This window comes from Streptomyces sp. NBC_01571 (assembly GCF_026339875.1).
In the GTDB taxonomy this organism is placed as follows: Bacteria; Actinomycetota; Actinomycetes; order Streptomycetales; family Streptomycetaceae; genus Streptomyces.
On record NZ_JAPEPZ010000002.1, the window covers coordinates 575323 to 600299 of the forward strand.

The following is a 24977-nucleotide window of genomic DNA, read 5'->3' on the forward strand; positions in this document are numbered from 1 at the left end:
GCGAGCAGGTGCGGTCCTTTCGCCGCGACGGCCTCAAGGGTGCGGCGGTGGCCGGCCTGTCAAAGAGACACGCGCTAGCTGTTGTAGGGGACCCAGGCACGCCGGTCCGCGTCATTCGTGCCGTACCAGTAGCGCGGCATCCCCTTGATACTGGTGGTCCGGAACGGGCTGCCGTGGTCGTCGATACGGATGGTGCCGGTGCGGCCCTGGGAGGACCAGTCGACTTCGAGGTACCAGTGGACGTCGTAGGTCTGTGTCGTCGCGTCGACCTGCAGCACCTCCGGATCCTCGGCGGAGACGCGGTAAGGGAAGTGCACGGCGGGGATGGTGTGTTCGCTGTCGGCGCCGTCCGTCGGGCGGGCGATGGGGCGGTCGACATCGAGGTTCGTGGTGAAGCGGCGGGGCGTGAGGTCGCTGCCGCAGCCCTGGCCCATGGCGTACGCGCCTCCGGCGCCCGGGTCGCCTCGGCTGACGATGCGGACGCGGAGCGCCTCCAGGACCACGGCCGTGGACGAGCGCCCCTGCACCGAGATGCGCACCCTCGTCTGCCGCCCGTGCACCGCACCCTGCCTTGCCGCCCACGCGCTGGCGTCCTGCTCCGTCGGCGGCGGAGGCACCTGTGCGGGCGGCTTGTCGATCACGTAGTCGTGGTCGCACCCCTTGTCCCACACCAGGGAGTCCGTGCTCCAGGCGAGGGGCAGGCCGGTGGCCGGCTTCGCGGCCGACGTGGGACCGCCGCCGGTGGCGGACGAGGCGGGCGTCCTCTGCCAGGGGTTGGGCGTCGCGGAGCTCGGGCCAGGGAAGGGAGAGGCGGAGGCCGGCGGTTTCGCTGAACGGTGGGGTACGCCCGGGGCGGCCGTCCGCGGGCCTTCGGTGCGGGAAGCCTCCGCCTCGGAGGAGCGGTTGTCCGACAGCGCGGACGTGCCCCGCAAAGTGGCGAGCAGCACGCAGGTGACGGCAGTGGCCGCCAGGACCCGCCGGCGGCGGTACCAAGGGCGGGGGGCGGGGGTGCCGGCGGGCTCGTCCAGGTCGGGAGTGTCCCCTTGCTGCTCCGCGGAGTTGTTCTCCTCGACGAGGGCCCCGTCCGGGGCCGGTAGCGGTGCCGGTGTCCGTGCCGGAACCGCCTCCGCCGAACCGGCCGTGCGCACTCGCTGCCGGGCCGCCACCGCCGCCAACCACAGCCGGTGCAGCTCGAGCCGTTCCTTCGGCGTCGCCTCGCAGAAGGCCGCGAGGCGTTCCACGGGCGCGAAGTGCTGTGGCACCGCCTCCCCCGCGCAATACCGGTGCAGCGTAGAGGTGTTCATGTTGAGGCGGCGAGCCAGCGAGCCATAGGTCCGGCCTGTGCGGTCCTTCAGTTGGCGCAGCAGCGCCGCGAACTCTTCGACGTCGTCCCGCATCAACACCGTTCCTCCGTCGTCCGCCCGCGATCCCGTATCCCAGGCACTCATATCCCTGCACGTCAGGTGGGCTGGGATGGTTCCACCTTCGATAAGAGGCGGCGGTTGTTGCGCCGGACTCCGGTGACCGCCGATGCTTCTGGTGTCGCACCGACCACGGGCCAGGGGGCCAACCGGCGTTGGGCGACGTCCGGTGCGCATGCGCCAACGGTTGCTCCTACGGCCACCGCGCCTGGTACGCCGTCACACACGCTCAACCGGCCGGCCGTCGCACTCGTCCGCAGCACCGGCCTCGCCCGTGCCGACCAGCGGCATCCGCGACGGATCACCAACCACAGCTGCTCTGTCAGACGATCCGCACAACTCCTGGAGGTTTCATGAAATCTGTCCTTCGAAAGGCGGCAGGCCTCGCGGGAACGGGCGTGGCCGTCGCGGCCCTGTCCGTGACCGGCGCGTCGGCGGCCCGGGCGGAGCCCCCCACCCACGGTTGCCCGTACCCCTACGTCTGCTTCTACGTGGACGAGCACGCCTATGACGCGGGAACACCGATCACGAAGTACCGCGATGTCACCGCTTCCTACCAGACGGTCAGGCCCCGCCCGCATTACCACGTCGTCAACACCCGGAACGACGACGTGGCGTATCTGCGGCTCCAGGACGGGAACTCGATCTGCCTGGTGCCGAACTCCGAGACGTGGTTCACGAACGCCTACAGCGTCACCGGAATAAAGATCTCCAGCAGTTCTACCTGCTGAATCCGCTCGGGCAGTCGGGCCGTCCTGTCCTCGCATCGGACGCGGACGGCGACAAGTCGGCAAGCGCCCCCGGCACCCGGGCCCGGAACCGGCCGGGAGTGACCACCTATGGACCAGAGAAGGAAGACGCACATGAACAGGAAGTCACCCGCACACCGTCGTCCGGGCCGCCGCGCGGCCGTCGCCGCCGGCCTCGTCCTGGCTGTCGGGCTGGGTGTGTCGACAAAGGTGTCGGCACAGGCGTCCGTCCATGCTCCCCCACGGGCGTCCACCGCCGCACCGCAGTCGGTCAGCGGCACGCCCGGCCAAGCGGTGACCCGGGTCGCCGACTTCTACGGCGCGTACATCGACGCGAAGGGCGACTACACGGACCCGGACGTCACGCTGGCCACGACGCTCCGCAAGCACTACCTGACGCCCGCCTTCGCCGAACGGCTGGCGGCCTGGGAGAAGAAGAACAACACGGACGGCGTCCTACGTGCCCAGAACGTCCCGGGGCGGTGGACGGTGACCGACAACGGCGCCGTCGGTAACGGCCATGAGGTCGTCGTCACCCTGACCTTCGGCAGCGGGGAGACGACGCAGAAGCCCAAGCTCTACGTGCTGGTGGAGCGGTACAACCACATCGTCGACATCGAGACCACGAGCGCCCGCTGACGGCGGAGCCGCTCCGCCGGGTCAGTCCGATCGTGCGAGTCCACCAGTACGGTGCCGGGGCCCGGGGCCCGGGGCCCGGGGCCCGGGGCCCGCGAAAGGGGGCGGCTCCCGCGTCGCTCGCCCCCTCGGTACGGTGCTCAGCCGAAGGTGTTGCACCGGGTGACGCTGCCGGAGCTGTAGCCGGTGGAGAACCACTGCCGGCGCTGGCTCGCGGAGCCATGGGTCCAGGTGTCGGGCGTGACCTTGCCCTGGTACCGCTGCTGGATGCGGTCGTCGCCGACGGCGGCGGCCGCGTCCAGCCCGCGGTTGATGTCGTCCTGGGTCAGCTTGGTGATCAGCGGTTTTCCGCTCTTGGGGTCACGAGTGGTGGTGGCGTGGTGGGCCCACACTCCGGCGTAGCAGTCCGCCTGGAGCTCCAGTTTCACCGAGCCGCTGTTCTGGCCGTGGCCGCCGCCCCGGGAGATGGTGCCGCTGAGGTCCTGGACGTGGTGCCCGTACTCGTGCGCGACGACGTAGGCCTCGGCGAACGGCCCGCCCTGGGCACCGAACTTGCTGCTCAGGTCGTTGAAGAAGCCGAGGTCGAGGTAGACCTTGTCATCGGCGGAGCAGTAGAAGGGGCCGACGTCGGAGGTGGCGTTCCCGCAGCCGGTGTTCACGCTGCTGGTGAACAGGAACGTCGGGGCCTGCTCGTAGGACTTGCCGGCGGCGGTCTCAGTCTGTTGCCAGAACGCCTGGACGCTGTCGACCACGGCGACGATCCGGCACTCTTCCTTGCGGTTGGCGTCGGCCCCGGTCCGGCAGTCGGCCGCCAGGTCGGCGGCCGACGTGCCCGATCCCGTGCCGGCACCCGGCGAGTTGGCGGTGCTGTCCGAGCCGAACAGGCTCGGATCAACGCCGAAGACCACTGACGCGACCAGCACCAGGAGCCCGACCACTCCACCGCCGACGGTCTTCCCGCCGCCCGGGATGCCGCCCAGCGCTCCACCTCGATTGTCCTGCACCTCGGACGTGTCCAGAGCAGCGTTGTCGTCGAATTCCATTCGCTGACTTTCCCTCCAGCAGCGCGTCGGCCCGCCCCGCGTCGTGACGCTCGCGTACCCCGTGGAAGGGGGTTCACATCCGTCCCGCCGCGGCGACTCGTCGCCGTCGGCAGACGGTGAGGGTGTGCCGGGAGGCATCCGAAGAACTCGGCGAAGGTGTACTGCCTCCGAGGCAGGCCCGCCTCACCGTGCTCGCGGCGACCGGCTCGATGGGGCTTCGATCGTGAGCGGTGCGCCTGTGCAGGGCCTCTGACGTTTCGTTACGCTCAGCGACGGCGGTCGGTGGCTGCTGCTGGGGGCCGCGGGCGCGCCGGGAGTCCGGGGCAGCACACGGCCACGGCCCTCTCCGTGACTACGGGTGCGGCTTCTCGCCCTTCGCCAGCATCGCTACGTACTTTTCGATCCGGCGCGCCCGGGTCTCGGCCTTCTTCGCGTCTTGGATCCGGTACAGGATCGCGTAGCGGTTCTGCCGGTCCAGTGTCTCGAAGAACTCCGCCGCGGCCGGGTCGGCGGTCAGGGCCGCCGTGAGGTCCTCCGGCACCGTGGCGGTCTTCGCGCCGTCGTAGGCCGCTTCCCAGCGACCGTCTGCCTTGGCGCGGTCGACCTCGGCCTGTCCAGGCGGATGCATCCGCCCCTGCTCGATCAGGGCGGCCACCTTGTCCCGGTTGGCCTTGGACCACTTGCTGCGCGGCTTGCGCGGGGTGAACCGCTGAAGCCACCACTGGTCGTCGAACTTTGCCTTCTGGCCGTCGATCCAGCCATAGCAGAGTGCCACGTCGAGCGCCTGCGTGTAGTCCAGCGCGGTGATTCCGGGGCCCTTCTTGCGAAGCTTGAGCCAGATGCCGGGCGAGACGGCGTGGTTCTCGCCGAGCCATGCCTGGAATGCCTCGGCGGATTCGAATGCGACGGTCTCCATGTCCTGAGTCACCCCAGCAGCGAACCACACCCGGCCGGTGGTCATGAGGCATTCGGCACGGCCCCGGATGCGGGATGCCCGTGGGCCTGCGTGATCATCTCTGCTCTCGCCGCAGAACGATCACGCAGGAGCCACGGGCTCGGCTTGATTCCCCGCCCGGCGCGGCACGGGCCGGCGGTGCCGTCCTCGCTCCGGCCGAGCGCACCACCTACCGCGCTCGCCTCAACGAACCTGATGAGCCGCGGATCCCGGCTTCGTAGAGCAGACGCTCGCCTGCCGCGCACTGGTGGCACTCCCTGACACGGCATCGTCGACACGGCATCGTGCCGGCCAGTCGAAGGCCGAGAAGGCCCGCTCTCCCCTCCACCGACGCGGGGCCACGGTGAGATGGGGCACCGCTGGACGCAGCTCTGCCACTCGGACCCAGGTCGAGCCGAATCCCCGCGTGGAGGCCGGAGCCGCGACATCCCCGGTCCACCCGCACGTGCCTCAGATGCGGGAAGGCTTCAGCAGCTCGGACGAAGAGCACCACAGCGCCGACACCCGCCGGGTTGACGCAGGGACGAGGAGGGTTCCCCGGGCGTCGACGAGAAGATGTCCCTTTTGAGCACCCAAGGACCCTTACGGGGCGTCGGCCAGGTCGAACATGCCGCCGCCCAATGGGGTGGCTGGTACGACGCCGAGCCACTCCACACCCCCGCCCCCGGTGTCGGCCACGGACTTCACGTGAAGCACGTCGCAGCGGCCACTTTGCAGAACCTTTGACGCGCCTTCCGGTGACCGTGCGTGAGGTCACCTACCCGGTGCGGGTGGACAGTTGGGCATGCCCGAGCGTCCGATCGGCCGAAGTCGCGCAGGTAGGACCGCATTCGAGGCTGCCTGTCGTCCCTGACAGCTCAACCGGCAGGCCCGATGGATGTCCCCGAGGTTGCTCGCTGTGAACTGCCGCACCAGAAAGTCCTGTTGGCCTCGTTGACACGCCGCAGGCACGCGCGTTCACTCGTCTCTCGTGCATGGCAACGTTGTCAGGCCGTTGGAGCGACCGGCACCGCTGCCGCTCGTCGGTGTGCGCTCTTCGGCACGCCGACTCCTCATGTGCGAAGTGGGACCCGCTGTGGAGGCAACAGATGGCAAGACCCCGACGTTCAGCCGCTCCACGTAACCGCAAGAGATTCCGTCAACGCCTGGCCGTGGTGTCGATCATGGGCATCGCCGTGCTGCCGCTTCCCACCATCGGGAACGCCCAAGCAGCGAGCCCCGCGGCGCCGGGCTTCGTCAAGGACCCCGCGTCCCTGGTCAACCCTCTCATCGGCACCTCCGGTGCGGTGGACACCTTCCCCGGCCCCGACATGCCCGCCGGCATGGTGCAGTGGGGTCCCGACACGACGCCCGACCGGCCCTCGGGCGGCGGCTACGAGTACGACGACAGCAAGATCTCCGGCTTCAGCCTTACTCATGTCTCCGGGCCCGGTTGCGGCGTCGCCGGCGACCTGCCCGTCCTGCCGGTCACCGGAGCATTGTCCGGAAGCCTCGGCGGCACGTCCGTGGGCTTCAGCCACAACGACGAGAAGACCGGCATCGGCTCGTACAAGGTGACCGATGCGAACGGGGTCACGACCCAGCTGACCGACACCACCCGCGCCGGGCTGGGCGCCTTCACCTTCCCCAAGGGCCAGCAGGCCAACCTGCTCTTCAAGCTCAGTGGTGGCGCCACGCAGGTGGACGGGACCCGTGTCCAGGTGGTGAACAAGAAGGAGATCAGCGGCTCGATCGACAGTGGCCACTTCTGTGGCGCGAGCAACAGGTACACGCTGCACTTCGACATCAAGTTCGACCAGCCGTTCACCGCCGGCGGCACCTGGGTCGGCAGCACGATCAACCCGAGCGCGACCGCTCTGAAGGCGGGCAAGGTCCGGCAGAACCTGTCCACGCACCCGTCGAAGCCGCTGAAGGAGAAGCACTTCACCGTTCCGGCCGCCCCGTCCCCGACGGTGCACGACGCCGGCGGCGGCACACGCTCCGTCGCCCCGTCCCCGGCGGCGAGCGCAGGCAGCGCACCCGGCAAGTCGGCCACGGGCAAGGCCAAGTCGAGCGTCGAGCCGCCGACGACAGGTGCGAACGGGATGTACCTGACCTTCGACACCTCCACCAACCCCACAGTGCGCGCGAAGGTCGGCATCTCCTACACGAGTGACGCCGGTGCGGCGGGCAACCTCTCCCGCGAGATCAAGGACTGGAACCTCGGCACCGTCGAGCAGGCCAACCACAACGCCTGGAACGCGGTGCTGAACAAGGTCCAGATCGGCGGCGGGTCCGCGGACCAACAGGTGCAGTTCTACTCCGCGCTCTACCACGCGCTGCTGCACCCGAACGTCTTCTCGGACGCCGACGGGCAGTACATGGGCATGGACAATCAGGTCCACAAGCTGGCCAAGGGACAACAGGCCCAGTACGCCAACTACTCGGGCTGGGACACCTACCGCTCCCAGACCCAGCTGATGGCGATGGTCGAGCCCAAGGTCACCAGCGATGTCGTCACCTCGATGCTCAACGGGTACGACCAGACGGGCCTGCTCCCCAAGTGGGCGTCGAACAACGGCGAGAGCTACGTCATGGTCGGCGACCCGGCCGCCGGCATCATCGCCGACGCGTACGCCTTCGGGGCCCGGAGCTTCGACACGGACAAGGCGCTCGCCGCCCTGCAGCACGAGGGCACGACCCCGAACAACGACCGTCCCGGCGAATCGGTGCGGGACGCGAAGGGCTACCTCCCGCTGGACGAGAACGACTACAGCTGCTGCAACTTCTACGGACCGGTCTCCACGCAGTTGGAGTACGACTCCGCGGACTACGCCGTCGCCGCCTTCGCGAAGGCACTGGGCAAGACGCCCGTCTACACGAAGTTCGCCACCCGCGCGCAGGACTGGATGAACGTCTTCAACCCGCAGACCGGGTACATGCAGGGCAAGAACAAGGACGGTCAGTTCGCGGGCGGATTCACGCCGGGCACCTCCAACGGCTTCGTCGAGGGTACGTCGGCGCAGTACACTCCGATGGTCCCGTTCAACCTGCGGCAGCTCATCCAGGCGCGGGGCGGCACCCAGGCGTACTCGTCCTACCTGGACAGCCTGCTGGACAACGTTGCCCACCCCGGCGGCACCGACGCCGACCTGAGCAATGAACCCAGCGTCGAGATCCCGTGGGAGTACGCCTACACGGGCGAGCCGTGGAAGACCCAGGCGGCCGTCCGCGACGCCCAGCAGAAGCTGTACTTCAACGCCCCGGTCGGTTCCTTCGGCAACGACGACCTCGGCGCGATGAGTTCCTGGTACGTCTGGTCCGCGCTCGGCATGTATCCCGAGACCCCGGGCACGGACACCCTGGTGCTCGGCAGTCCGTCCTTCCCGGTGGCCAAAGTGACCCTCGGAAGCGGCAAGGCGGTGCAGATCAAGGCGCCCCAGGCCGCGCCCGACGCGCCGTACGTGCAGTCGCTCGCCGTCAAGGGCAAGCCGTGGCAGACCTCCTGGTTGACCTACCAGCAGTTCACGGGAGCCGGCACGCTCGACTTCACGCTCGGCACCCAGCCCGACAAGTCGTGGGCGTCCGACCCGTCCGCGGCGCCGCCGTCGGACACCACGGGCGGCGACCGGGTGCTGGCCGCGACCGGCCCCACCAGTGACGGCCTCGTCCTCCAGCCGGGTGCGTCCGGTGACGGGACGCTGAACCTGACCAACCTCGGCAGCAAGGCCGTCACGGTCGACTGGAAGGCCACGGCACCGTCGGGAGTCACGCTGGACACGGCATCCGGCGCACTGCCGGTGGCCGCGTCCGGCAGCGCCGAGGCCAAGGTCCATGTGACGGCGGGCTCGACCGAAGGCACGTTCCCGGTCACCTTCGCACTGACCGACCACACCACCGGTACGGCAGTGGGCAGTGCCGTCCTCGGCGTGGCCGTCGCGAAGGCGGGTGCGCTGTGGCCCTACGACACCAATGAGGGCGTCTTCCCCGACGGGGCCACTTTCTCGTCCGGGTTCGACGGCGGCGGCTGGGCGTTCTCGCAGAACGCGCTGTCGGCGGCCGGGGTCACCAACGGCTCCGCCGTCACGGCCGACGGCATCTCCTACACCTGGCCGACAGTGACGTCCGGTCAGCCGGACAACCTGGAGATGGCCGGCCAGACCATCCCCATGCCGGCCGGCACTTCAGGTGCGTCCCTCGGCCTGCTGGGCGCTGCGACCAACGCGCCGATCGACGGCAGCGGGGTCTCGGGCACGCTGACCGTCACCTACACCGACGGCACCACTTCCCGGGCGACAGTCGGCTTCTCGGACTGGACGCTCAACGGAGGCGGCGGCAAGCCGATTCCGGGTGATACGACGGCCGTCGCGACGGCTTACCGGAACACGGCGAGCGGAGGTCGGGACAGCGTGAAGACGTACGTCTTCGCGACGAAGGTCCCCCTCGACGTGTCCAAGCAGGTGGCGTCGATCACCCTTCCGGTGACGGGCTCCACCGGCACTGTCCACCTGTTCGGCTACGGCTTCGGGCAGTGAGGCACGGCAGGCACTGACGACAGAGGGCTGGTTCCGGTCACGACCTCCGGAACCAGCCCTTCGTGCATGGGCGGGTCCCCGACAGCGGTGATCGAAGTGCCCTCCGCTCAGATACTCGACTTCGAGAGAATTGAACGTTTCAATCAGTCGATCTGCTGTTGCAACACGTCGTCCCACGCGGATGGTTGAGCCCTTCTTCGTTCAACCTGCCTGGTCAATCGGACTGTTCATCCCCGCACTTTCAGGAGGTCCGCTCAATACTTGTGAGAAGTATTGACGCTTGCGGTGCCCGAGCCTAGCGTCTGCGGCTGCGATGTAAAACGATTCAACCGGCAGCGCGGCCAGGTGCTTCCCCCTCCAGGGACCGGCGCCGGCCGCGCGTGCCGTGCCTGCCCGTACCGCCGAAGGGAGCTCCGTACGTTGCCCGCATCACGCGACATCGCCGGCCCGCCCCGCCGCCAGGTGCTGTTCACCGCCTCCGCCGCGGCCGCCGTCACCACCCTCGGATCCGTCCCGCCCGCTCGCGCGGCCGGCCATGGCCCCGATGCGGCGCCAGGTGGCCCTAGTCCCGCCCTCGTCGCCTTCGACCTGTCGGACGTCCGGCTCCTGGAGAGCCCGTTCCTCGCCAACATGCGGCGCACCAGTGCCTATCTGCTCTTCGTGGACGCGGACCGGCTCCTGCGCAGCTTCCGCCTGAACGTGGGCCTGCCCTCCGCGGCCGAACCCTGCGGCGGCTGGGAAGCCCCCGATGTCCAGCTGCGCGGCCACACGACGGGCCACCTGCTCAGCGCCCTCGCCCAGGCCCACGCCAACACCGGTGTGACGGCGTACGCCGACAAGGGGCGCCTCCTGGTCGGCTCTCTCGCCGAATGCCAACGCGCCGCGCCCGCGGCCGGTTTCACCCCGGGCTACCTCTCGGCCTTCCCCGAGCAGGTCTTCGACCAGTTGGAGGCGGGCGGCAAGCCCTGGGCGCCGTACTACACGCTGCACAAGATCATGGCGGGACTGCTCGACCAGTACCGGCTCTGCGGGAACGGCCAAGCCCTCGACGTCCTGCGGGAGATGGCCGCTTGGGCCGACGCACGTACCGCTCCGCTGCCGTACGAGCAGATGCAGAGCCTGCTCAAGGTGGAGTTCGGCGGTATGAACGAGGTGCTGACGAGGCTGTACCTGGAGACGGGCGACCCGGCGCACCTGCGCACCGCGCGCCGCTTCGACCACGAGGAGCTGTACGCGCCGCTGGCCGCCGGCCGTGACGAACTCGCCGGGCACCACGCCAACACGGAGATAGCCAAGATCGTCGGAACCGTTCCCTCCTACGAAGCCACGGGCGAGAGCCGCTACCTGGACATCGCGGAAACCTTCTGGACGACCGTCGTCCGCCATCACTCGTACGCCATCGGCGGCAACTCCAACCAGGAGCTCTTCGGGCCGCCGGACGAGATCGCCGGCAGACTCTCCGCGGTCACCTGCGAGAACTGCAACAGCTACAGCATGCTCAAGCTCGGCCGCAGTCTCTTCCTGCACCACCCCGAGCGGTCGGAGTACATGGACCACTATGAGTGGACCCTCCACAACCAGATGCTGGGTGAGCAGGATCCCGACTCCGCGCACGGGTTCGTCACCTACTACACCGGCCTGTGGGCGGGTTCGCAGCGTGAGCCCAAGGGCGGTCTGGGTGCCGCGCCGGGAAGCTACAGCGGCGACTACGACAACTTCTCCTGCGACCACGGCACCGGACTGGAGACGCACACCAAATTCGCCGACTCCGTCTACTTCCACTCCCGTGACACCCGCTCGCCCGCCCTCTACGTCAACCTCTTCATCCCTTCCGAAGTCCACTGGCGCCAGATGAAGGTGACACTCCGTCAAGAGACGCGGTATCCGGACGAAGGCAGCACACGCCTGACCGTCGAGGCGGGCCGGGGACGCTTCACGCTGCACCTCAGGATCCCCGCCTGGGTGGCCGACACCGGACGCGACGCCGTGCTCAAGGTCAACGGGCGGCCCGTCACGAGCCGCGTCCGCCCCCGCGCCTACGCGGCGGTCGAGCGGTCCTGGCGCCCGGGCGACACCGTCGAACTCACCCTGCCCCGACGGCCCGTGTGGACCCCGGCGCCCGACAACCCACAGGTGAAAGCGTTGTCGTACGGCCCCCTCGTCCTGGCGGGCGAGTACGGCGACACCGAACTCGCCACCGTCCCGGCCATCCGTCCCGCATCGCTGCGCCCGGTCGAAGGCACCTCCACCCGCTTCACCGCACTCTCCGACGGCGGTTCCGTGAGCCTGCGGCCGTTCCACGAGATCCAGCACCAGCGCTACAACGTCTACTGGGCCGTGGCCCCGCATCGAGGGCGCGAACGGGACGTCGCCCACTACCCGTTGAGCGAGGCGATCGGCAACCCGGCCGACGCCACGGGCCGCTTCGCCGACGCGGCCCTCGCCGCCGGAGCACGGTGGGCCGGCGACGGCACGGGACCGTCCGTCCAGCTGGACGGGACCGGCGGTCACGTCGCCCTGCCGCCGGGCCTGTTGAGCGGTCTGGACGAGGTGACGATCAGCGTGCGGGTCCGGGCCGACGCCCTCGCCGCCTCGGCGCGCGTCTTCGACTTCGGCTATCACAAGGACACGTATCTGTTCCTGGCCGTCACCACCGGCGCCGGCCGCGCCCGGGCCGCGCTGAAGATCGCGGGTATGGAACGCGAGGACTTCATCGACGCCGACGGACCGCTTCCGGTCGGTAGCTGGACCCATGTCGCGCTCACCCTGGGCGGCGGCACCGGTGTGCTCTACCTCGACGGCACCGAGGCCGGCCGCAACTCCGCCATGGTGTCGAGCCCCCTGCTGCTCGGCGTGACCACCCGCTCGTACCTCGGGCGCTCGCAGAACACCAGCCACCCCTACCTGAACGGCGCCGTACGCGACCTGCGCGTGCACAACCGCGCCCTCACGGGGGCCGAGGTGGCGCGCCTCGCCGCCGGCTGACCGGCCCCGCCGTCATTCCTCCCCACCCCCGCACTCCGCAGGAGCACGCGCATGTCCGACTCCACCCCCGCCGTCCGCCCCGAAGGCCACCTGTCCAGACGCGGCTTCGTCGCCGCGGCGGGCGCCGGCACCGCCCTCGCGACCGGGCTGACCGGTCTCGGCCTCGCGGTACCGGCCGCCGCCGCGTCCGCGCAGTCACCGGACACCGTAGCCGCCGCCTTCTCCGCCCGCCGGTTCACCGACCCGCCCAGGGACAGCCGCCCCACCGTCTACTGGTACTGGAACGGCGCCGTCACCCCGAAGCTGGTCGACCGGCAGCTGGCGGACCTGCGCGACAAGGGCATGTACGAGGTCATCCTCTTCTCCTTCGACAACGACGCAATGCGGCCCGTCTACTTCACCGAGGAATGGTTCGACATTGTCGAGCACGTGCTGCGCACGGCCCAACGCACCGGTATGCGGGTCTGGCTCTTCAATGACGACCACTTCCCGAGCGGCAGGGCCGGCGAGTTCATCGTCAAGGGCGGCACCGTCGGTTCCCGTACCTACGCACCCCGACCCGACCTCCGGCTGAAGGCCCTGTGGCGCTCCACCTCCGTGGTCGAGGGCCCGGCCCGTGCCGACCTGCGCCGCAGCACCGGCGTGGGCGTGGAGACCGGACACCTGGTCGCCGACGCCGCCGTACTGGGCGGCGCGACCGTGCTGCGGGGCGGCGAGCGCTGGAGCGACCTCACCGTCACCGCGAGCGCCAAGGCGGACCACACCGCCGCCGGGCTGGTCGTGCGCGCCTCCACCGACGGCCTCGACGGCTACGCCGTCACCTTCGACCAGACCGGCGTGGTCACGGTGCTGCGCCTGACCCGCGACGCGGGCCCCGTCACGCTGCTGACCAGTACCCGCACCGACGGCTTCAACAAGACGAAGTACCACGCGCTCGTCGTGACGATGAGCGGCGGTTCCCTCACCGTCACCCTCGACGGCCGCGCCAAAGGCACCGTCGACGACGACCGGTACGCGACCGGTGGGGTGGGGGTGCGCGCGGTCGGTGACGAACGCGGTCTGTGGGAGGACCTCACCGTCACCACACCAGACGGCGGCACGCTGTACTCCACGGCCTTCGACGACGCGTCCGTCGCCGGCGACTTCCCCGAACGGGCGTCGCTCGCCGTCCGGGCCGCCGCCGCGGCCGCCCGCCCGGTGGGGTCCACGGACGCGGCTGCCGTCGTCGACCTGACGGACCGTCTCGCCAAGGACGGCACTTGGCAGGTCCCGGCCGGCCGTTGGCAGCTCGACCTGTTCGGTGGGGTCCCGCTGATCGACGACTCCCAGGGCTACAGCCGCAGTTACGTCGACCTCCTCGACGACGAACCCGTACAGCTCTTCCTCGACATCGTGCCCGGCGAGTACCACCGCCGCTTCCACCGGTGGTTCGGGACCGTGGTGCCCGGTTTCTGGGACGACGAACCCTATTTCGCCTCCGCCGAGGCCCATTTCAAGCGGCTTCCCTGGTCACCCACGCTCGACCGGGCCCTGCGCGACGTGGGAGCCGAACCCGGCGTCGCCTACGCCAGCGCCTTCGACGACCTCGGCCGCACCGGCCGTATCACCCGCGGCCTGTACTGGCAGGCCGTCTCCAACCGGTTCGCCCGCTACTTCCGGGCCCAGGCCTCCTGGTGCGAGGACCGGGGAGTCGCCCTCATCACCAACCCGCTCTACGACGAGACGGCCCCCTCGAAACGCATCCCCAGCACCGGCGACCTGCACAAGGTCAACCAGTGGGCGCAGGTGCCCGGCGGCGACATCATCACCGCCGAGTACGTGGCGGGCGAGCAGACCATGCTGCCCCGCAACCCGGTCTCGGTCGCCCATCAGATGGGCCGGGAGCGGACCCTGATGGAGATGTTCGGCAACATGGGCTGGCAGGTCACCCCCGGTTTCGTGCACGCGACCGTCGGCGCCCAGGCCGCTCGCGGCGTCAACCTGACCGTGCTGCACGCCCTGTGGACCGACGAGGCCGTGGTCTACTTCCCGCCGCCCTTCGGGCCGCGCGCCCCCTGGTGGTGGTCCATGCGTCCGCTGGCCGAATGGATCGGCCGGGTCATGGAGGCCGCGCGCGGCACCTCCGCCGCGCGCACAGCACTGCTCCAGCCCCAGCGGGCCGCCGAACAGTGGACCGGCACCGACCGGCAGAGCGCACTCGACGGCGCGCTCAGCGACGCCGCCTACGCGTTGGAACGCGCCCAGGTCGACTTCGACCTCCTCCACGAGGGCGTCCTCACCGGCGATCCCGAGCTGCTGGCCCACGCCCGGGTCCACTCCGGACGCCTGGCCGTCGGAGCCGCCCGCTACGACCTGGTCGTCCTGCCCGAGACGCCGACCCTGGACACCGCCACGGTCCGCGCCCTGAACGACTTCGCGCGGGCAGGCGGCACCGTCGTCGCCGTCGGCACGCTGCCCGCCGACGAGGCCGACGCCCACGACCACTCGCTCACCCGCGCCCTGAACGACCTGTTCACCGGCACGGCCCCCGGCAGCCGGACCCTCGGCCGGGGACGCGCGGTGCGCGTCCCCGATGTCGCAGGCCTGGGCACCGCCGCCCAGGACGCCGGCGCCGCCGCAGCCGTCCTCGACCCCGCCCAGGAGACGGTCCGCGTCCTGCGCGTCACCCGGGGGGACGACACCGCTTTCCTCTTCAACAACGAGAGCGCGGCGGCGGTGGCGGCCACCGCCGTCCTGCCCGCCGAAGGGGTCCCCGAGCTGTGGGACCCGGTGACCGGCGCGACCGGATCCGCGCCCGTGTACCGCGTGAGCAGACGCGGCCTGCACGTCCCGCTCGGCCTCGCACCGTACGAGACCCGTGTCGTCGTCGTCCGCGCCCACGGCACGGCGGGGCCGCACCTCACGGACGCCCCGGTCGACGTCCTCGCCGTCAAGCGCCACGGTCTCGGCCTGCGCGCCACGATCGAGGTGGCCGAACCCGGGACCCACATGCTCACCGGCACAGACGCGGGCCGCACCTACCGCGGCACGGTTCACGTCGACGACCCGCTGACCCCGGTCCCCGTCACCGGCGACTGGACGCTCGCCCTGGAACGCGAGAACGACACGCCCGTCACCGGCCCGCTCGGCAGCTGGACCACGTACGCGCCGCTGTTCTCCGGCAGCGGCACCTACACCAAGGAGGTCGACGTGCCCCGCGCGCTCCTCGAAGGGCGCAGGGTGCTTCTCGACCTCGGAGACGTACGCGACGTCGCGGGCGTGACCGTCAACGGCACCGCTCTCCCCCCGCTGCTGTGGGCGCCCTTCGTCACCGACGTCACCACGCTGCTGGTCCCCGGCCGCAACCGGATCGCCGTACGGGTCGCCAACACCCTCTCCAACGAACGCAACAAGCCCCTGCCCTCCGGTCTGCTCGGCCCGGTCACGCTGCGTTTCAGGCGCCGGGCCGACGCCGACCTGGACCGTGTGTAACGAGCCGCTCCGTCACGAAGGACCCTCATGCCCAGACCCGGACCACACACCGGACGCCGGCGCCTCGCCGCCCTGCTGTCCGCCACGCTGACCGCCCTCGTCACCGCCGTGTCCGCCACCGTCCCGGCCGCGGCCACGACCACCGGCGCCCTCACCCCCGTCCATCTGCGCACCCAACACCTCGACGAGGCGCTCGGCATCGACGACACCACCCCCGCCCTCAGCTGGCAGACCGACGCCCGCACCGCCGACATCCTCCAGAGCGCCTACCGCGTCCAGGCCGCCACCTCGACGGAGCGGCTGCGCTCCGGCCGACCCGACCTGTGGGACTCGGGGAAGGTCGCCTCCGCCGTACCGGACACCACCTACGCGGGCCGCGCGCTCGGCTCCCGCACCCGTGTGTACTGGCGTGTGCGGCTGTGGTCCGACTCCCGCCGGACCTCTGGCTGGAGCGCACCGGCCGCCTTCGAGACGGGTCTGACGAAAGTCGGCGACTGGCACGCCCAGTGGATCACCCACCCCGCATGGCGGCTCAGCGACCGGAAGATCGAGCCCGTCGTGGTCAGACTGCCCCGCACGACGGCCCGCTACCTGCGACTCGACGTCAGCCGTCTCGGTCTGCCGCTCAAGGAGAGCGTCGACGCCCGCACGTGGCGTCTCCAGCTGGGCGAGATCGACGTACGGGACTCCGGGACCGGGGCGACCGGGCTCGCCGTGGGAGCCGCGGTCACCGCCTCCGAGACCTACACGATCCGCAAGACCTATGAACCCGCCCTCGCCGCCGACGGTTTGACGAACAGCGCCCTGCAGACGGCCGCCGGCTACTCCAGCGCCGCCCACACCTCCGCCGACACCTCGGCCGCTCCCGTCACCCTCACCCTCGACCTGAAGTCGGCCAAGACGTTCGACCAGGTGGCGCTCTACCCGCGCGCCGACGTCCTCACCGCCGACGGCAACGTCCCCGACTTCCCCGTGGACTACGCCCTTTCGGCTTCCGACGACCCGGCCGGACCCTTCGCCCCGCTCGCCCACGTCACAGGCCAGCAGCCTCCGGAACCCTACCTACCCGCCGGACTTCCCCTGCTGGCCGACGACTTCACGCTCCCCCACGGCATCCGCAGCGCCCGGCTCCACATCGCCGGACTCGGTGTCTACGACGCCACCGTCAACGGCGAGCCCGTCGGGGACGCGGTGCTGGAACCCGCCAACACCGACTACCGCGAACGCGTCCAGTACGCCACCTACGACGTCACCGACCGGCTGCGCACCGGTGCCAACACCCTCGGTGTGGCCCTGGGCAACGGCATGTCCAACGTCATCAGTACCGCCGACCGCTACCGCAAGCTGTACGGGAACATCAGCGACCCCAAGCTCATCGCCCAACTGGAGGTCACCCTCGCCGACGGCACCCGCCGCACCGTGACCAGCGGCGACGACTGGCGCACCACGCTCGGCCCCACCACCTCCAGCAACTGGTACGGCGGCGAGGACCACGACGCCCGCCGCGAGATCCCGCACTGGGACGAGCCGGCCGGCGACCACCGCTCCTGGAAGAACGCCGTCACCGTCGCCGCTCCGGGATCCCCCGGCGCTCCCGCCGCGCTCAGCGCCCGTGAGACCGAACCGATCCGGGTCGTACAGACCCTGACCGGCGAGGAGGTCGACGGCGCCGCCGGCAGCCGCGTCTTCGACCTCGGCCGCAACATCGCGGGCTGGCCGGAGATCACCGTCAGTGCGCCCGCCGGCACCGAGATCCGCGTCTACCCGGCCGAGAGCCTCAAGGACGGCCATGCCTTCCAGTCGATCAGCAACGTCGGCGCGCCCCTGTGGGACAGCTACACCACCCGCGACAGCCGCACCGCCACCTGGCATCCCACGTTCGGCTACCACGGCTTCCGCTACCTGGAGTTGAAGGGCGTACCCGAGGGCGCGACGGTCTCGGTGCGTGGCAAGGTCCTGCGCACCGACAACGCCTCCGCCGGTGACTTCACCAGCTCGGACCCCCTGATCAACGGCATCCACGGCATCATCCGCCGGGCCGTCGAGGGCAACATGATGAGCGTCCTCACCGACTGCCCGAGCCGGGAGAAGCTCGGCTGGCTGGAACAGGACCAGTTGGTCTTCCCGGCCCTCGCCGCGAACTTCGACATGGAGGCGTATCTCCGCAAGATCGTCCGTGACATGGCCGACGCGCAGACCACCGAGGGTCTGATCCCGAGCACCGTCCCCGAGTACACGAGCCTGCCCGGCGCCTACCGCAACGACTCCAACTGGGGCGGCGCCTTCGTCCTGGTGCCGTGGCAGCTCTACACGACCTACGGCGACCGGGAGACCCTGCGCACCTACTACCCGCGTATGAAGCAGTACGCGGCCTTCCTCAGGACCCAGGTGTCCGACGGCATCCTCGACTACGGCCTGGGCGACTGGTTCACCCCCGACCGCACCTTCCCGCGCGCGGTCGCCGGTACCTACGGCTACTGGCGCGTCGTCGACGCCCTGTCCCGGATCGCCACGGTCCTCGGCGACGACACGGCAGGCGCCGACTACCGTGCCGAGGCCGACGCATCCGCACAGGCCCTCACCGCGAAGTACTACGACTCGGCCACCGGTACGTTCGGGGGCGGCGGCCAGGGCGCCGAGGCGGTCGCTCTCGACATGGGCGCCTATCCGGCGGGTGAGGAGAACCGGCTGCTGGCCCACTTCACCTCGTCCGTCGCCGCCGCAGGTGACCACCTGCTGCTCGGCGAGATCTCCCTGCCCGCCGCGTTCCGTGTGCTGTCCGCCGCGGGACGCGACGACGTCGTGTACCGGATCGCCACCCAGACGACCAGCCCCAGCTACGGCTACCAGGTGCTCGCCGGCAACACCACGCTCGGCGAGTCCTGGGACGGCGGTCCCGGCCAGTCGCAGAACCACTTCATGCTCGGCGCCGTCGACTCCTGGTTCACCGGGCGGGTCGCGGGCATCGAGCAGACGGCCGGCTCCGTGGGCTACCGGGAACTCCTCGTCCGTCCCGCGGCGGTGGGCGCTCTGACCTCCGCGTCGGGCTCCTACCGCACCCCGTACGGACTCGCCCGGACGGACTGGACTCGTACGGCCGACGCCTTCCGTCTCACGGTGGACGTCCCCGCGGGGAGTACGGCCGAGATCCACGTCCCCGCCGCCGGCGGCCACGCGACCGCCCCCGGCAAGGCGAAGCCGCTGCGCACCACGGCCACCGAGGCCGTGTACGAGGTCGGCTCCGGCAGCTGGACGTTCCGGTCGACGCCGCCGTCCGGCGAGTCGGCGGCCACGTCCTGAAGGGCCGCGGGTGGTGCCGATCCCGTGGACCGGGATCGGCACCACCCGGCCCGGGGACTACCACGTGCTCTGACCACATGGGTTCACCGCCTTGGGTCACCGCACCCCGACCCACAGGGGGCGGTAATCTCCGCGCTCGGCCGGATGTTCCGCGGGCAGCCGAAGGGTAGGGGCCATGAGGGTTGCGCGGCAGGTCAGAACGGGGGCGAGATCCGAGTCGGGGTCGGAGTCGGGGTCGGGGTCGGGGTCGGGGTCGGGGGCGGAGAGAGATCCGAGTCCGCTGCCGGCGCGAGGGATGTTCATCGTGCTGGCCGCGGTACTGGAACGCTGTCTGTCGCTGTTCGGTGGACCGGAGACGTACGTACTCTGCGATGACCTCGCCGAGCTGTCCCGACGACTCGACCGGGAAGCAAGCGTGAACCGGTGGCTCCTGCTGGCCGGCCTCGTGCTGGCCGTGGCGGCCCTTGTCATCTCACGCGTACGCCGCGGGCGAGTTCTTCCCGTGCTCATGCTGTCCTCGGTTCTGATCTCGGTGGTTCTGGCGGACGATCATGCGGCGCGCGCGGATGCCGTCGCCCTGCAGATCTCGACATCCCAGACATGCGACGAACCCACGACCCTCTACGACACTTCCCGAGGCTGGTTCAACTGGAATCCGCTCGACCGACCGTGCACGAACTCGTTGGGGCTCGCAGAGAATCGACATGCTGGAGAACGCTCACACCCCGGACGACCGTGGCCCGTAGTTCTCTCACCAAGGCGCGCACGACGGCGGACCTGGCCAGCTCGGAGGTGGTGACATAACCGACCTGGCGTGTCGGGCGTTCGGGGCCCAGGTCAGTGATCTCGACCGAGTTCGGTGCTCCGACCAAGGAGAGCGCGGGCATGATCGCCATTCCGTGGCCTCCGCTCACCAAGGAGAGCACCGCTCCGTCGTCCTCGGCCTCGACGGTTGCCTTAGGGATCCAGTCCTGTGCGGCCCACCAGCGGCGGGTGTACGGACCACAGTTTTCGGCCCAGTCGACCAGCGGCAGCGAGCGCGGGGCCTCGTGACCCGTCGCGTGCACCAGGGCATACGGCTCTTCGAAGAGTCCGCTCGCGATCAGACCCGGTGGAATCAGCGTAGAGCCGCCCAGCGCGGCGATGGCCATGTCGGCCTTCCCGTCGGCCACTTCGCCCGCTGCGCCGCGCCCCACCTCGCGTACGATCCGCACCCGCGGCTCGATCCCGGGGTGTCGGGCGCGTAGGCGCTGCAGTACGGGCGGCAGCAGGTGGAGAGCCGCGCTGCGGAAAGCCGCAATCCGCAGCAGTCCCTCCGCGGCATCGGGCCGGGCCGCCGCGCGCGCCTCGGCGGTCAGGACGTCCAGCAGGCGCAGGATGCGGCGGGCGTGCGCCACGGCCCTCTCTCCGGCATGGGTGGGGCGGGCGCCCGTGCGGCCGCGTTCGAAGAGGACGGCACCGACCTTGCGCTCGCTGCCGCGAACCGAGTGGGAGACCGCGGACTGGGTCAGGCCGAGTGTGCCGGCCGCGGTCGAGAAGCTCCCGGTGTCCGCGATCGCCACCAGGACGCGAAGTTCCTGCGGTACGAGATCGGAGTCGGTCGTACGTGCCATGGGGCGCTCACCTCAGCGTATGAGAACTGCTCATGGAACGGTGCGTCGCATGAGCCCAACCGGCTGCCCGGGAGGCGCATTCCCGCCCTACGGTCCGGACATGAACGAGACCGCGATCTCCGTGCACCAGACCACCCGCCCCCACGGATTCCCCACCGCCGAGCACTTCACCTTCGTCGAGACCCCACTTCCCGCCCCTGCCGCCGGCAGCGCGCTCGTGGAGAACCTCTACTGGTCCGTCGACCCCTACCACCGCGAGATGATGGACGACGTACCCGGCGGCTTCGCGCTCGACACACCGCTGGAGGGCCGCACCATCGGGCGGGTGATCGCCTCGCGCACACCTCGGCTCGCCGAGGGCGATGTCGTGATGCACCGGCAGGGCTGGCGCACACACGCGGTGGTCGGACCCGAAAACGTCCGGGAGCTACCCCACTTCGACGGGGTGCCCCTGACCGCGTACTTGAGCACGCTCGGCGGCACCGGCCTGACCGCCTACGTGGGGCTGACCCGGATCGCCCGACTCCAGGAGGGGGAGAACCTGTTCGTGTCGGCCGCCGCGGGCGGGGTCGGCACAGCGACCGGACGGTTCGCCAGACTGCTCCACGCCGGACGGCTCGTGGGCAGCGCGGGCTCGACGGCCAAGGCGGCCCACCTCGTGCGGGAGGTGGGCTATGACGTCGCCTTCGACTACCACGACGGGCCCGTGGCCGACCTGCTCGGCAAGGCCGCACCGGGCGGCATCGACGTGTTCGTCGACAACGTCGGCGGCGAGCAGCTGGCCGCAGCGGTCGGAGCGCTGTGCGAGTTCGGACGCATCGTCCGCGTCGGCACGATCAGCCAGTACAACACCCCCGACGCACCGGCGCCTCGCTTCAACTATGCGGACATCGTCGAGAAGAGCATCCGCATGGAGGGCTTCCTGGTCAGCAACTACCGAGACATGCAGGAGGAGTTGTACGAGTTCGCGGTACCCCGTCTGCAGAGCGGCCGGCTCGCCCTGGACGAGACCCTCGTTGACGGGTTCGAGCACATCGTGGACGCATTCCTGGGAATGCTGCGCGGCGAGAACACCGGCAAAATCATCGTGCGAGACCACACACAGGCCCCGCCCGCAAACTGACACCGCCTGGACCTTCCCGCCCCGTCCAGGCCCTCCCGGCTCCGGCTCTCCCCAGCGGAATCGGCCCCTTCGTTCCCGCCGCGGATCCCGTTGTCGCCGCCCGGCGAAGGTGCACGTCGACAAGGGCTACGACTACCGGCAGAATCCGTCAGTGCGAGGCTCCGACGCTGCAGACCCAGACACGGAAGGGCATGACCTCCGGCTCGGTCTCGGTCTGCTCCGCGTGGCCCTGCACGTCGTCCAGGGCCGACCAGTCGATGATGCCCGGCTCGCTGTCGGCCAGAAACCCCTCGACGACCGGGCCGAGTTCGTCCGTAACCACATAGGTACCGCTGAACGGCAACGCCTCCGGGGGCACAGAACCGGTCGAGCACCGGAGCTGCCCGGCCTGCTCGTCGTGCCACACATAGAACGTCGCCACCCCGGGAAAGCCCAGCTCGCGAGCACGTTCCCGGATGGCAGAAGCCGTCCGCTCGAAGGCAGTCACCACTTGGGAGACGGACAACGACCTCCTGTCGTCGTCCGACGCGCCCAGCGACCAGGTGCTGGTCTCCCACTCCACGCGCCGGTCAGCCGGCTCCAGCACCAGGGGCTCGTCCGCCACCTCAGCGATCCACGTCAACAGCACCACGACAGTATCCCCGGACAGCTCGGGCCCCAAGAACCACCATGAGGGAATTCGCCACGGCGGTGCGTAGGGCTGCGGCCAAGGGTGTCGGAGCGGTTGCGTTCGCCTGACTGGTCAGCTTGGTAGACCGACGGAACACACGCGGCGCGAGCTTCCTGAGCTCACTGTGTCCTTCGACCTGCGTTGATCAACTTCTGCCGCGTAGGCCGCTATACGGTCGATCTTCTCGGCGTCGGACTCACGCGCGTCGCCGGCTCCGGACACACCGTCAGAAGTTGTCATGAGACATGAGTACCGGCTCAGCGACCGTCAGCGAAGTCCGTCGCCTGCACGGGTTCGACGCGTGACTCAGCGCCCTGCCATCTGTGCGGCAAGCGGCACAGCGAGTCTCTGGGCGCGTGTGACGCGTCCGTCGGGAAGTTGAACGGCCGGGTCCGGAACGGGTGGCCGGTCCGGTGAAGCCGACGACGTCGGGGGCGACGGTGTCCGCGTACCGGACCTTCTGCCTTCCCCGCACCAAGTCAAGCAGAGTGATCATGCGGCTCGCCTGGGTCGGGGCGGACCGGCCGAAGGCGACGAGCTGAGACTCGTACGGGCTCGTAACACGATCATGTTGCCGACACGGACTCGGTGGCGCGGCCCGAGGACCAGCTCCAGCCGTAGGAAGCTGCTTGCGCCGGGCGTTGTCAGAGGCATCAGGCACACTTCGCCGTATGACCTTGGTGACCGCGCACGACTACGCATGGATCCGCACCTCGCCGCTCTTCCGCCACATGATGGAGAGCGGATACACACTGACACTGATACGGGGGCGGACCCCGCGCGAGGTGCTGCGCGCGATGGAGGCGGCGCCGCGCGGCACCGGGGTGGGAACGGCCGGGCTGATCGAGGCGGAAGACGCTCACCGCGCCGAGGTGGACTACGACTACTGGGACGAGTCCTACGTCGCGGGCGCCTTCAGCACTCCGGGCGAGAACGGCGACTGGACACTCGTTCTCGGCTTCGACGGCGGCCTGGGGATCGCGGCGCCGTGCGTGGAGACGCTGTCGAGGGGCGGCCGGGTCGTGGCGCACTCGACCAACGGCGGCAAGCCCATGCACTTCTTCCACTGGTTCGAGGACGGTGACCTCCGTACGACGTTCGAGGGCCCCTCCTCGCGCGGCGGCAGCACCCCCGATGAATTGGTCCCCCTGCTGCGGGAAGTCGGCTTCCCTCTGACCCCTGAGGGAGAGCACGACGAGAGCGCCCCGGACGTCGACCGGAAGGCGGCGGTCCTCGCTCTGGCCGAGAGACTCACCGGCGTACGCGTCACCGAATCCCTCCTCCAGGACGCTGCGTACGAGCTGGGACTCGTCCCCGAACAGCCCGCCGAGAAGTGGACCGGCGTGGTCATCGACATCACCGATGCCCACGGGAAGCGCCTGTACAGGGAATGGAGCTACGAGGAGATCGCGACGGCGTCGGACCGGGTACGGGCGGAGGCAAACGCGCCGGTGGTGATCACCTACAACGATTCACCAGCCAGGGATCGTTCGGAGCACGAGACAGGTGAGTAGCGAGCGAGCGCGTGGAGGGTGACCCGGCGTACCTGCCTCCCTCGGCAAGGGACCCGGAGCGGGGTGCCGCGCCCCTCGCGGATCAACTGGTCTTCGCTGTGTGTATTCCGCCGGTCGACCGGCGACGGACTGGACGCGGCACCCCCTTTTTTCAACACCTGTGTCGCGGACGTGAGGCGCTGGACGTACCGAGAGCAACGATCACTTTGCCGATCTGGCGTTTTCGCCACTACTGGCATTGAAGCGCGCCTTCTTCTGACGATTCCCGCATGTGTTCATGTCGCACCATTTGCGGGTGCGGCTCTGACTGGTGTCGAAGAAGGCGGCTTGGCAGGTTGGCGACGCGCACAAGGCCAATTTCCCGTCTCGTTCACCTGCGATGATGCTGACCGCGTCGGCGGCGACAACGCTTAGGGCATCCTCCACGGAGGAAGTCGGGCCAAGCCGCCACTGCCGATTGTTCTCGGGCGTCAAGACCGCCGCGGCCCGACCCTGAGTGCTGCAGTCATTGATGATCTGGACAGCAGCCACAGGGAGTGGGGCTCGGCACGCGGCCGCTGTCGCAGCGGCGTGAATTGATTCCCTCAGCTCCCAAGCGCGTTCGAGCTGGGCGGTGGTGCAGGACTCCACGGCGAGGCCACTCACCACCAGCCAGTCGACGAGTCGTTGCGGCGTGGGGATGCGCTCCACAGCGTCGCCATGACGCTCCGACAGGGTCCCCGTGAAGCTGGTCGCCAGCACCTTGCCGAGACGGAAGTCAGGGAAACGAGCACTCATGGAACCACCTTAGCTGGTTGCACGCCGACATCGAGACCTGCTAGAACCGGCTTAGCCGGTTCCAACAGGCTCCACCTCGGTCCCACCTCGGTCCCAAGTCGGTTCCACCGATGAGCAGGAGGTCTCATGTCCACGCACTGGTGCGTCACCGACGCTGCGGCCGCCATTGATCGCGGCGTTGTCACCACGTCAGCTCACCTCGGCGG

At 69.9% G+C, this 24977-nt stretch carries 14 protein-coding genes; 8 read left to right on the forward strand and 6 right to left on the reverse strand.

What is annotated here, in order from left to right:
• Nucleotides 1-74: 74 nt before the first annotated feature.
• On the reverse strand, nt 75-1397 hold the full coding sequence (locus tag OHB41_RS45785) for a transcriptional regulator (RefSeq protein WP_266707612.1): 1323 nt from the start codon (nt 1395-1397) through the stop codon (nt 75-77).
• 377 nt (nt 1398-1774) lie between these two features.
• Here OHB41_RS45785 and OHB41_RS45790 point away from each other — a divergent pair, with 377 nt between their 5' ends.
• Complete coding sequence (locus tag OHB41_RS45790; protein WP_266707614.1) at nt 1775-2152, forward strand: hypothetical protein; 378 nt, start codon at nt 1775-1777, stop codon at nt 2150-2152.
• 132 nt (nt 2153-2284) lie between these two features.
• The gene (locus tag OHB41_RS45795; protein WP_266707616.1) at nt 2285-2809 is read left to right on the forward strand and encodes a hypothetical protein; all 525 of its coding nucleotides are present in this window, start codon (nt 2285-2287) and stop codon (nt 2807-2809) included.
• Between the two features lie 137 nt (nt 2810-2946).
• On the opposite strand, the gene ypfJ is transcribed toward OHB41_RS45795, so the two are convergent.
• Together ypfJ and OHB41_RS45805 are read right to left on the reverse strand one after the other, a co-directional pair.
• Nucleotides 2947-3849, reverse strand: a complete 903-nt coding sequence (gene ypfJ, locus OHB41_RS45800) for a KPN_02809 family neutral zinc metallopeptidase (protein WP_266707618.1) — start codon at nt 3847-3849, stop codon at nt 2947-2949.
• A gap of 352 nt (nt 3850-4201) precedes the next feature.
• Complete coding sequence (locus tag OHB41_RS45805; protein WP_266707620.1) at nt 4202-4810, reverse strand: YdeI/OmpD-associated family protein; 609 nt, start codon at nt 4808-4810, stop codon at nt 4202-4204.
• 1157 nt (nt 4811-5967) lie between these two features.
• Here OHB41_RS45805 and OHB41_RS45810 point away from each other — a divergent pair.
• From OHB41_RS45810 to OHB41_RS45825, 4 genes are all read left to right on the forward strand, one after another.
• Nucleotides 5968-9318 (forward strand): GH92 family glycosyl hydrolase, encoded by a 3351-nt coding sequence (locus tag OHB41_RS45810; RefSeq protein WP_266707622.1) that lies wholly within the window; start codon nt 5968-5970, stop codon nt 9316-9318.
• 420 nt (nt 9319-9738) lie between these two features.
• Nucleotides 9739-12303 carry a glycoside hydrolase family 127 protein gene (locus tag OHB41_RS45815; RefSeq protein WP_266707624.1) on the forward strand — a complete coding sequence of 855 codons (2565 nt, stop codon included), beginning with the start codon at nt 9739-9741 and terminating at the stop codon, nt 12301-12303.
• 51 nt (nt 12304-12354) lie between these two features.
• On the forward strand, nt 12355-15774 hold the full coding sequence (locus OHB41_RS45820; protein WP_266707626.1) for a glycosyl hydrolase: 3420 nt from the start codon (nt 12355-12357) through the stop codon (nt 15772-15774).
• A 27-nt stretch (nt 15775-15801) separates the two neighbouring features.
• The gene (locus OHB41_RS45825) at nt 15802-19074 is read left to right on the forward strand and encodes a family 78 glycoside hydrolase catalytic domain (RefSeq protein WP_266707628.1); all 3273 of its coding nucleotides are present in this window, start codon (nt 15802-15804) and stop codon (nt 19072-19074) included.
• Nucleotides 19075-19718: 644 nt separating this feature from the next.
• On the opposite strand, the gene OHB41_RS45830 is transcribed toward OHB41_RS45825, so the two are convergent.
• On the reverse strand, nt 19719-20687 hold the full coding sequence (locus tag OHB41_RS45830; protein ID WP_266707629.1) for a LysR family transcriptional regulator: 969 nt from the start codon (nt 20685-20687) through the stop codon (nt 19719-19721).
• 100 nt (nt 20688-20787) lie between these two features.
• On the opposite strand from OHB41_RS45830, the gene OHB41_RS45835 reads away from it, so the two are divergent.
• The gene (locus OHB41_RS45835; RefSeq protein ID WP_266707630.1) at nt 20788-21810 is read left to right on the forward strand and encodes an NADP-dependent oxidoreductase; all 1023 of its coding nucleotides are present in this window, start codon (nt 20788-20790) and stop codon (nt 21808-21810) included.
• Between the two features lie 148 nt (nt 21811-21958).
• Here OHB41_RS45835 and OHB41_RS45840 read toward each other — a convergent pair whose 3' ends face one another.
• The gene (locus OHB41_RS45840) at nt 21959-22441 is read right to left on the reverse strand and encodes a hypothetical protein (RefSeq protein WP_266707631.1); all 483 of its coding nucleotides are present in this window, start codon (nt 22439-22441) and stop codon (nt 21959-21961) included.
• A gap of 710 nt (nt 22442-23151) precedes the next feature.
• Here OHB41_RS45840 and OHB41_RS45845 point away from each other — a divergent pair.
• Nucleotides 23152-23994 carry a DUF6461 domain-containing protein gene (locus tag OHB41_RS45845; protein WP_266707632.1) on the forward strand — a complete coding sequence of 281 codons (843 nt, stop codon included), beginning with the start codon at nt 23152-23154 and terminating at the stop codon, nt 23992-23994.
• A gap of 201 nt (nt 23995-24195) precedes the next feature.
• Here the strand turns inward: OHB41_RS45845 and OHB41_RS45850 are convergent, their stop codons facing one another.
• Nucleotides 24196-24771, reverse strand: coding sequence for a CGNR zinc finger domain-containing protein (locus tag OHB41_RS45850; RefSeq protein WP_266707634.1), 576 nt, complete (start codon nt 24769-24771; stop codon nt 24196-24198).
• Nucleotides 24772-24977: the final 206 nt, after the last annotated feature.

What these genes read in the sequence shown, in the direction of transcription:
- OHB41_RS45820 (WP_266707626.1), top strand. Translation starts at nt 12,355, where the DNA reads ATGTCCGACTCCACCCCCGCCGTCCGCCCCGAAGGCCACCTGTCCAGA.
- OHB41_RS45785 (WP_266707612.1), bottom strand. Translation starts at nt 1,397, where the DNA reads ATGCGGGACGACGTCGAAGAGTTCGCGGCGCTGCTGCGCCAACTGAAG.
- OHB41_RS45795 (WP_266707616.1), top strand. Translation starts at nt 2,285, where the DNA reads ATGAACAGGAAGTCACCCGCACACCGTCGTCCGGGCCGCCGCGCGGCC.
- OHB41_RS45790 (WP_266707614.1), top strand. Translation starts at nt 1,775, where the DNA reads ATGAAATCTGTCCTTCGAAAGGCGGCAGGCCTCGCGGGAACGGGCGTG.
- OHB41_RS45825 (WP_266707628.1), top strand. Translation starts at nt 15,802, where the DNA reads ATGCCCAGACCCGGACCACACACCGGACGCCGGCGCCTCGCCGCCCTG.
- OHB41_RS45845 (WP_266707632.1), top strand. Translation starts at nt 23,152, where the DNA reads ATGACCTTGGTGACCGCGCACGACTACGCATGGATCCGCACCTCGCCG.
- ypfJ (WP_266707618.1), bottom strand. Translation starts at nt 3,849, where the DNA reads ATGGAATTCGACGACAACGCTGCTCTGGACACGTCCGAGGTGCAGGAC.
- OHB41_RS45810 (WP_266707622.1), top strand. Translation starts at nt 5,968, where the DNA reads ATGGGCATCGCCGTGCTGCCGCTTCCCACCATCGGGAACGCCCAAGCA.
- OHB41_RS45805 (WP_266707620.1), bottom strand. Translation starts at nt 4,810, where the DNA reads ATGACCACCGGCCGGGTGTGGTTCGCTGCTGGGGTGACTCAGGACATG.
- OHB41_RS45830 (WP_266707629.1), bottom strand. Translation starts at nt 20,687, where the DNA reads ATGGCACGTACGACCGACTCCGATCTCGTACCGCAGGAACTTCGCGTC.
- OHB41_RS45850 (WP_266707634.1), bottom strand. Translation starts at nt 24,771, where the DNA reads ATGAGTGCTCGTTTCCCTGACTTCCGTCTCGGCAAGGTGCTGGCGACC.
- OHB41_RS45835 (WP_266707630.1), top strand. Translation starts at nt 20,788, where the DNA reads ATGAACGAGACCGCGATCTCCGTGCACCAGACCACCCGCCCCCACGGA.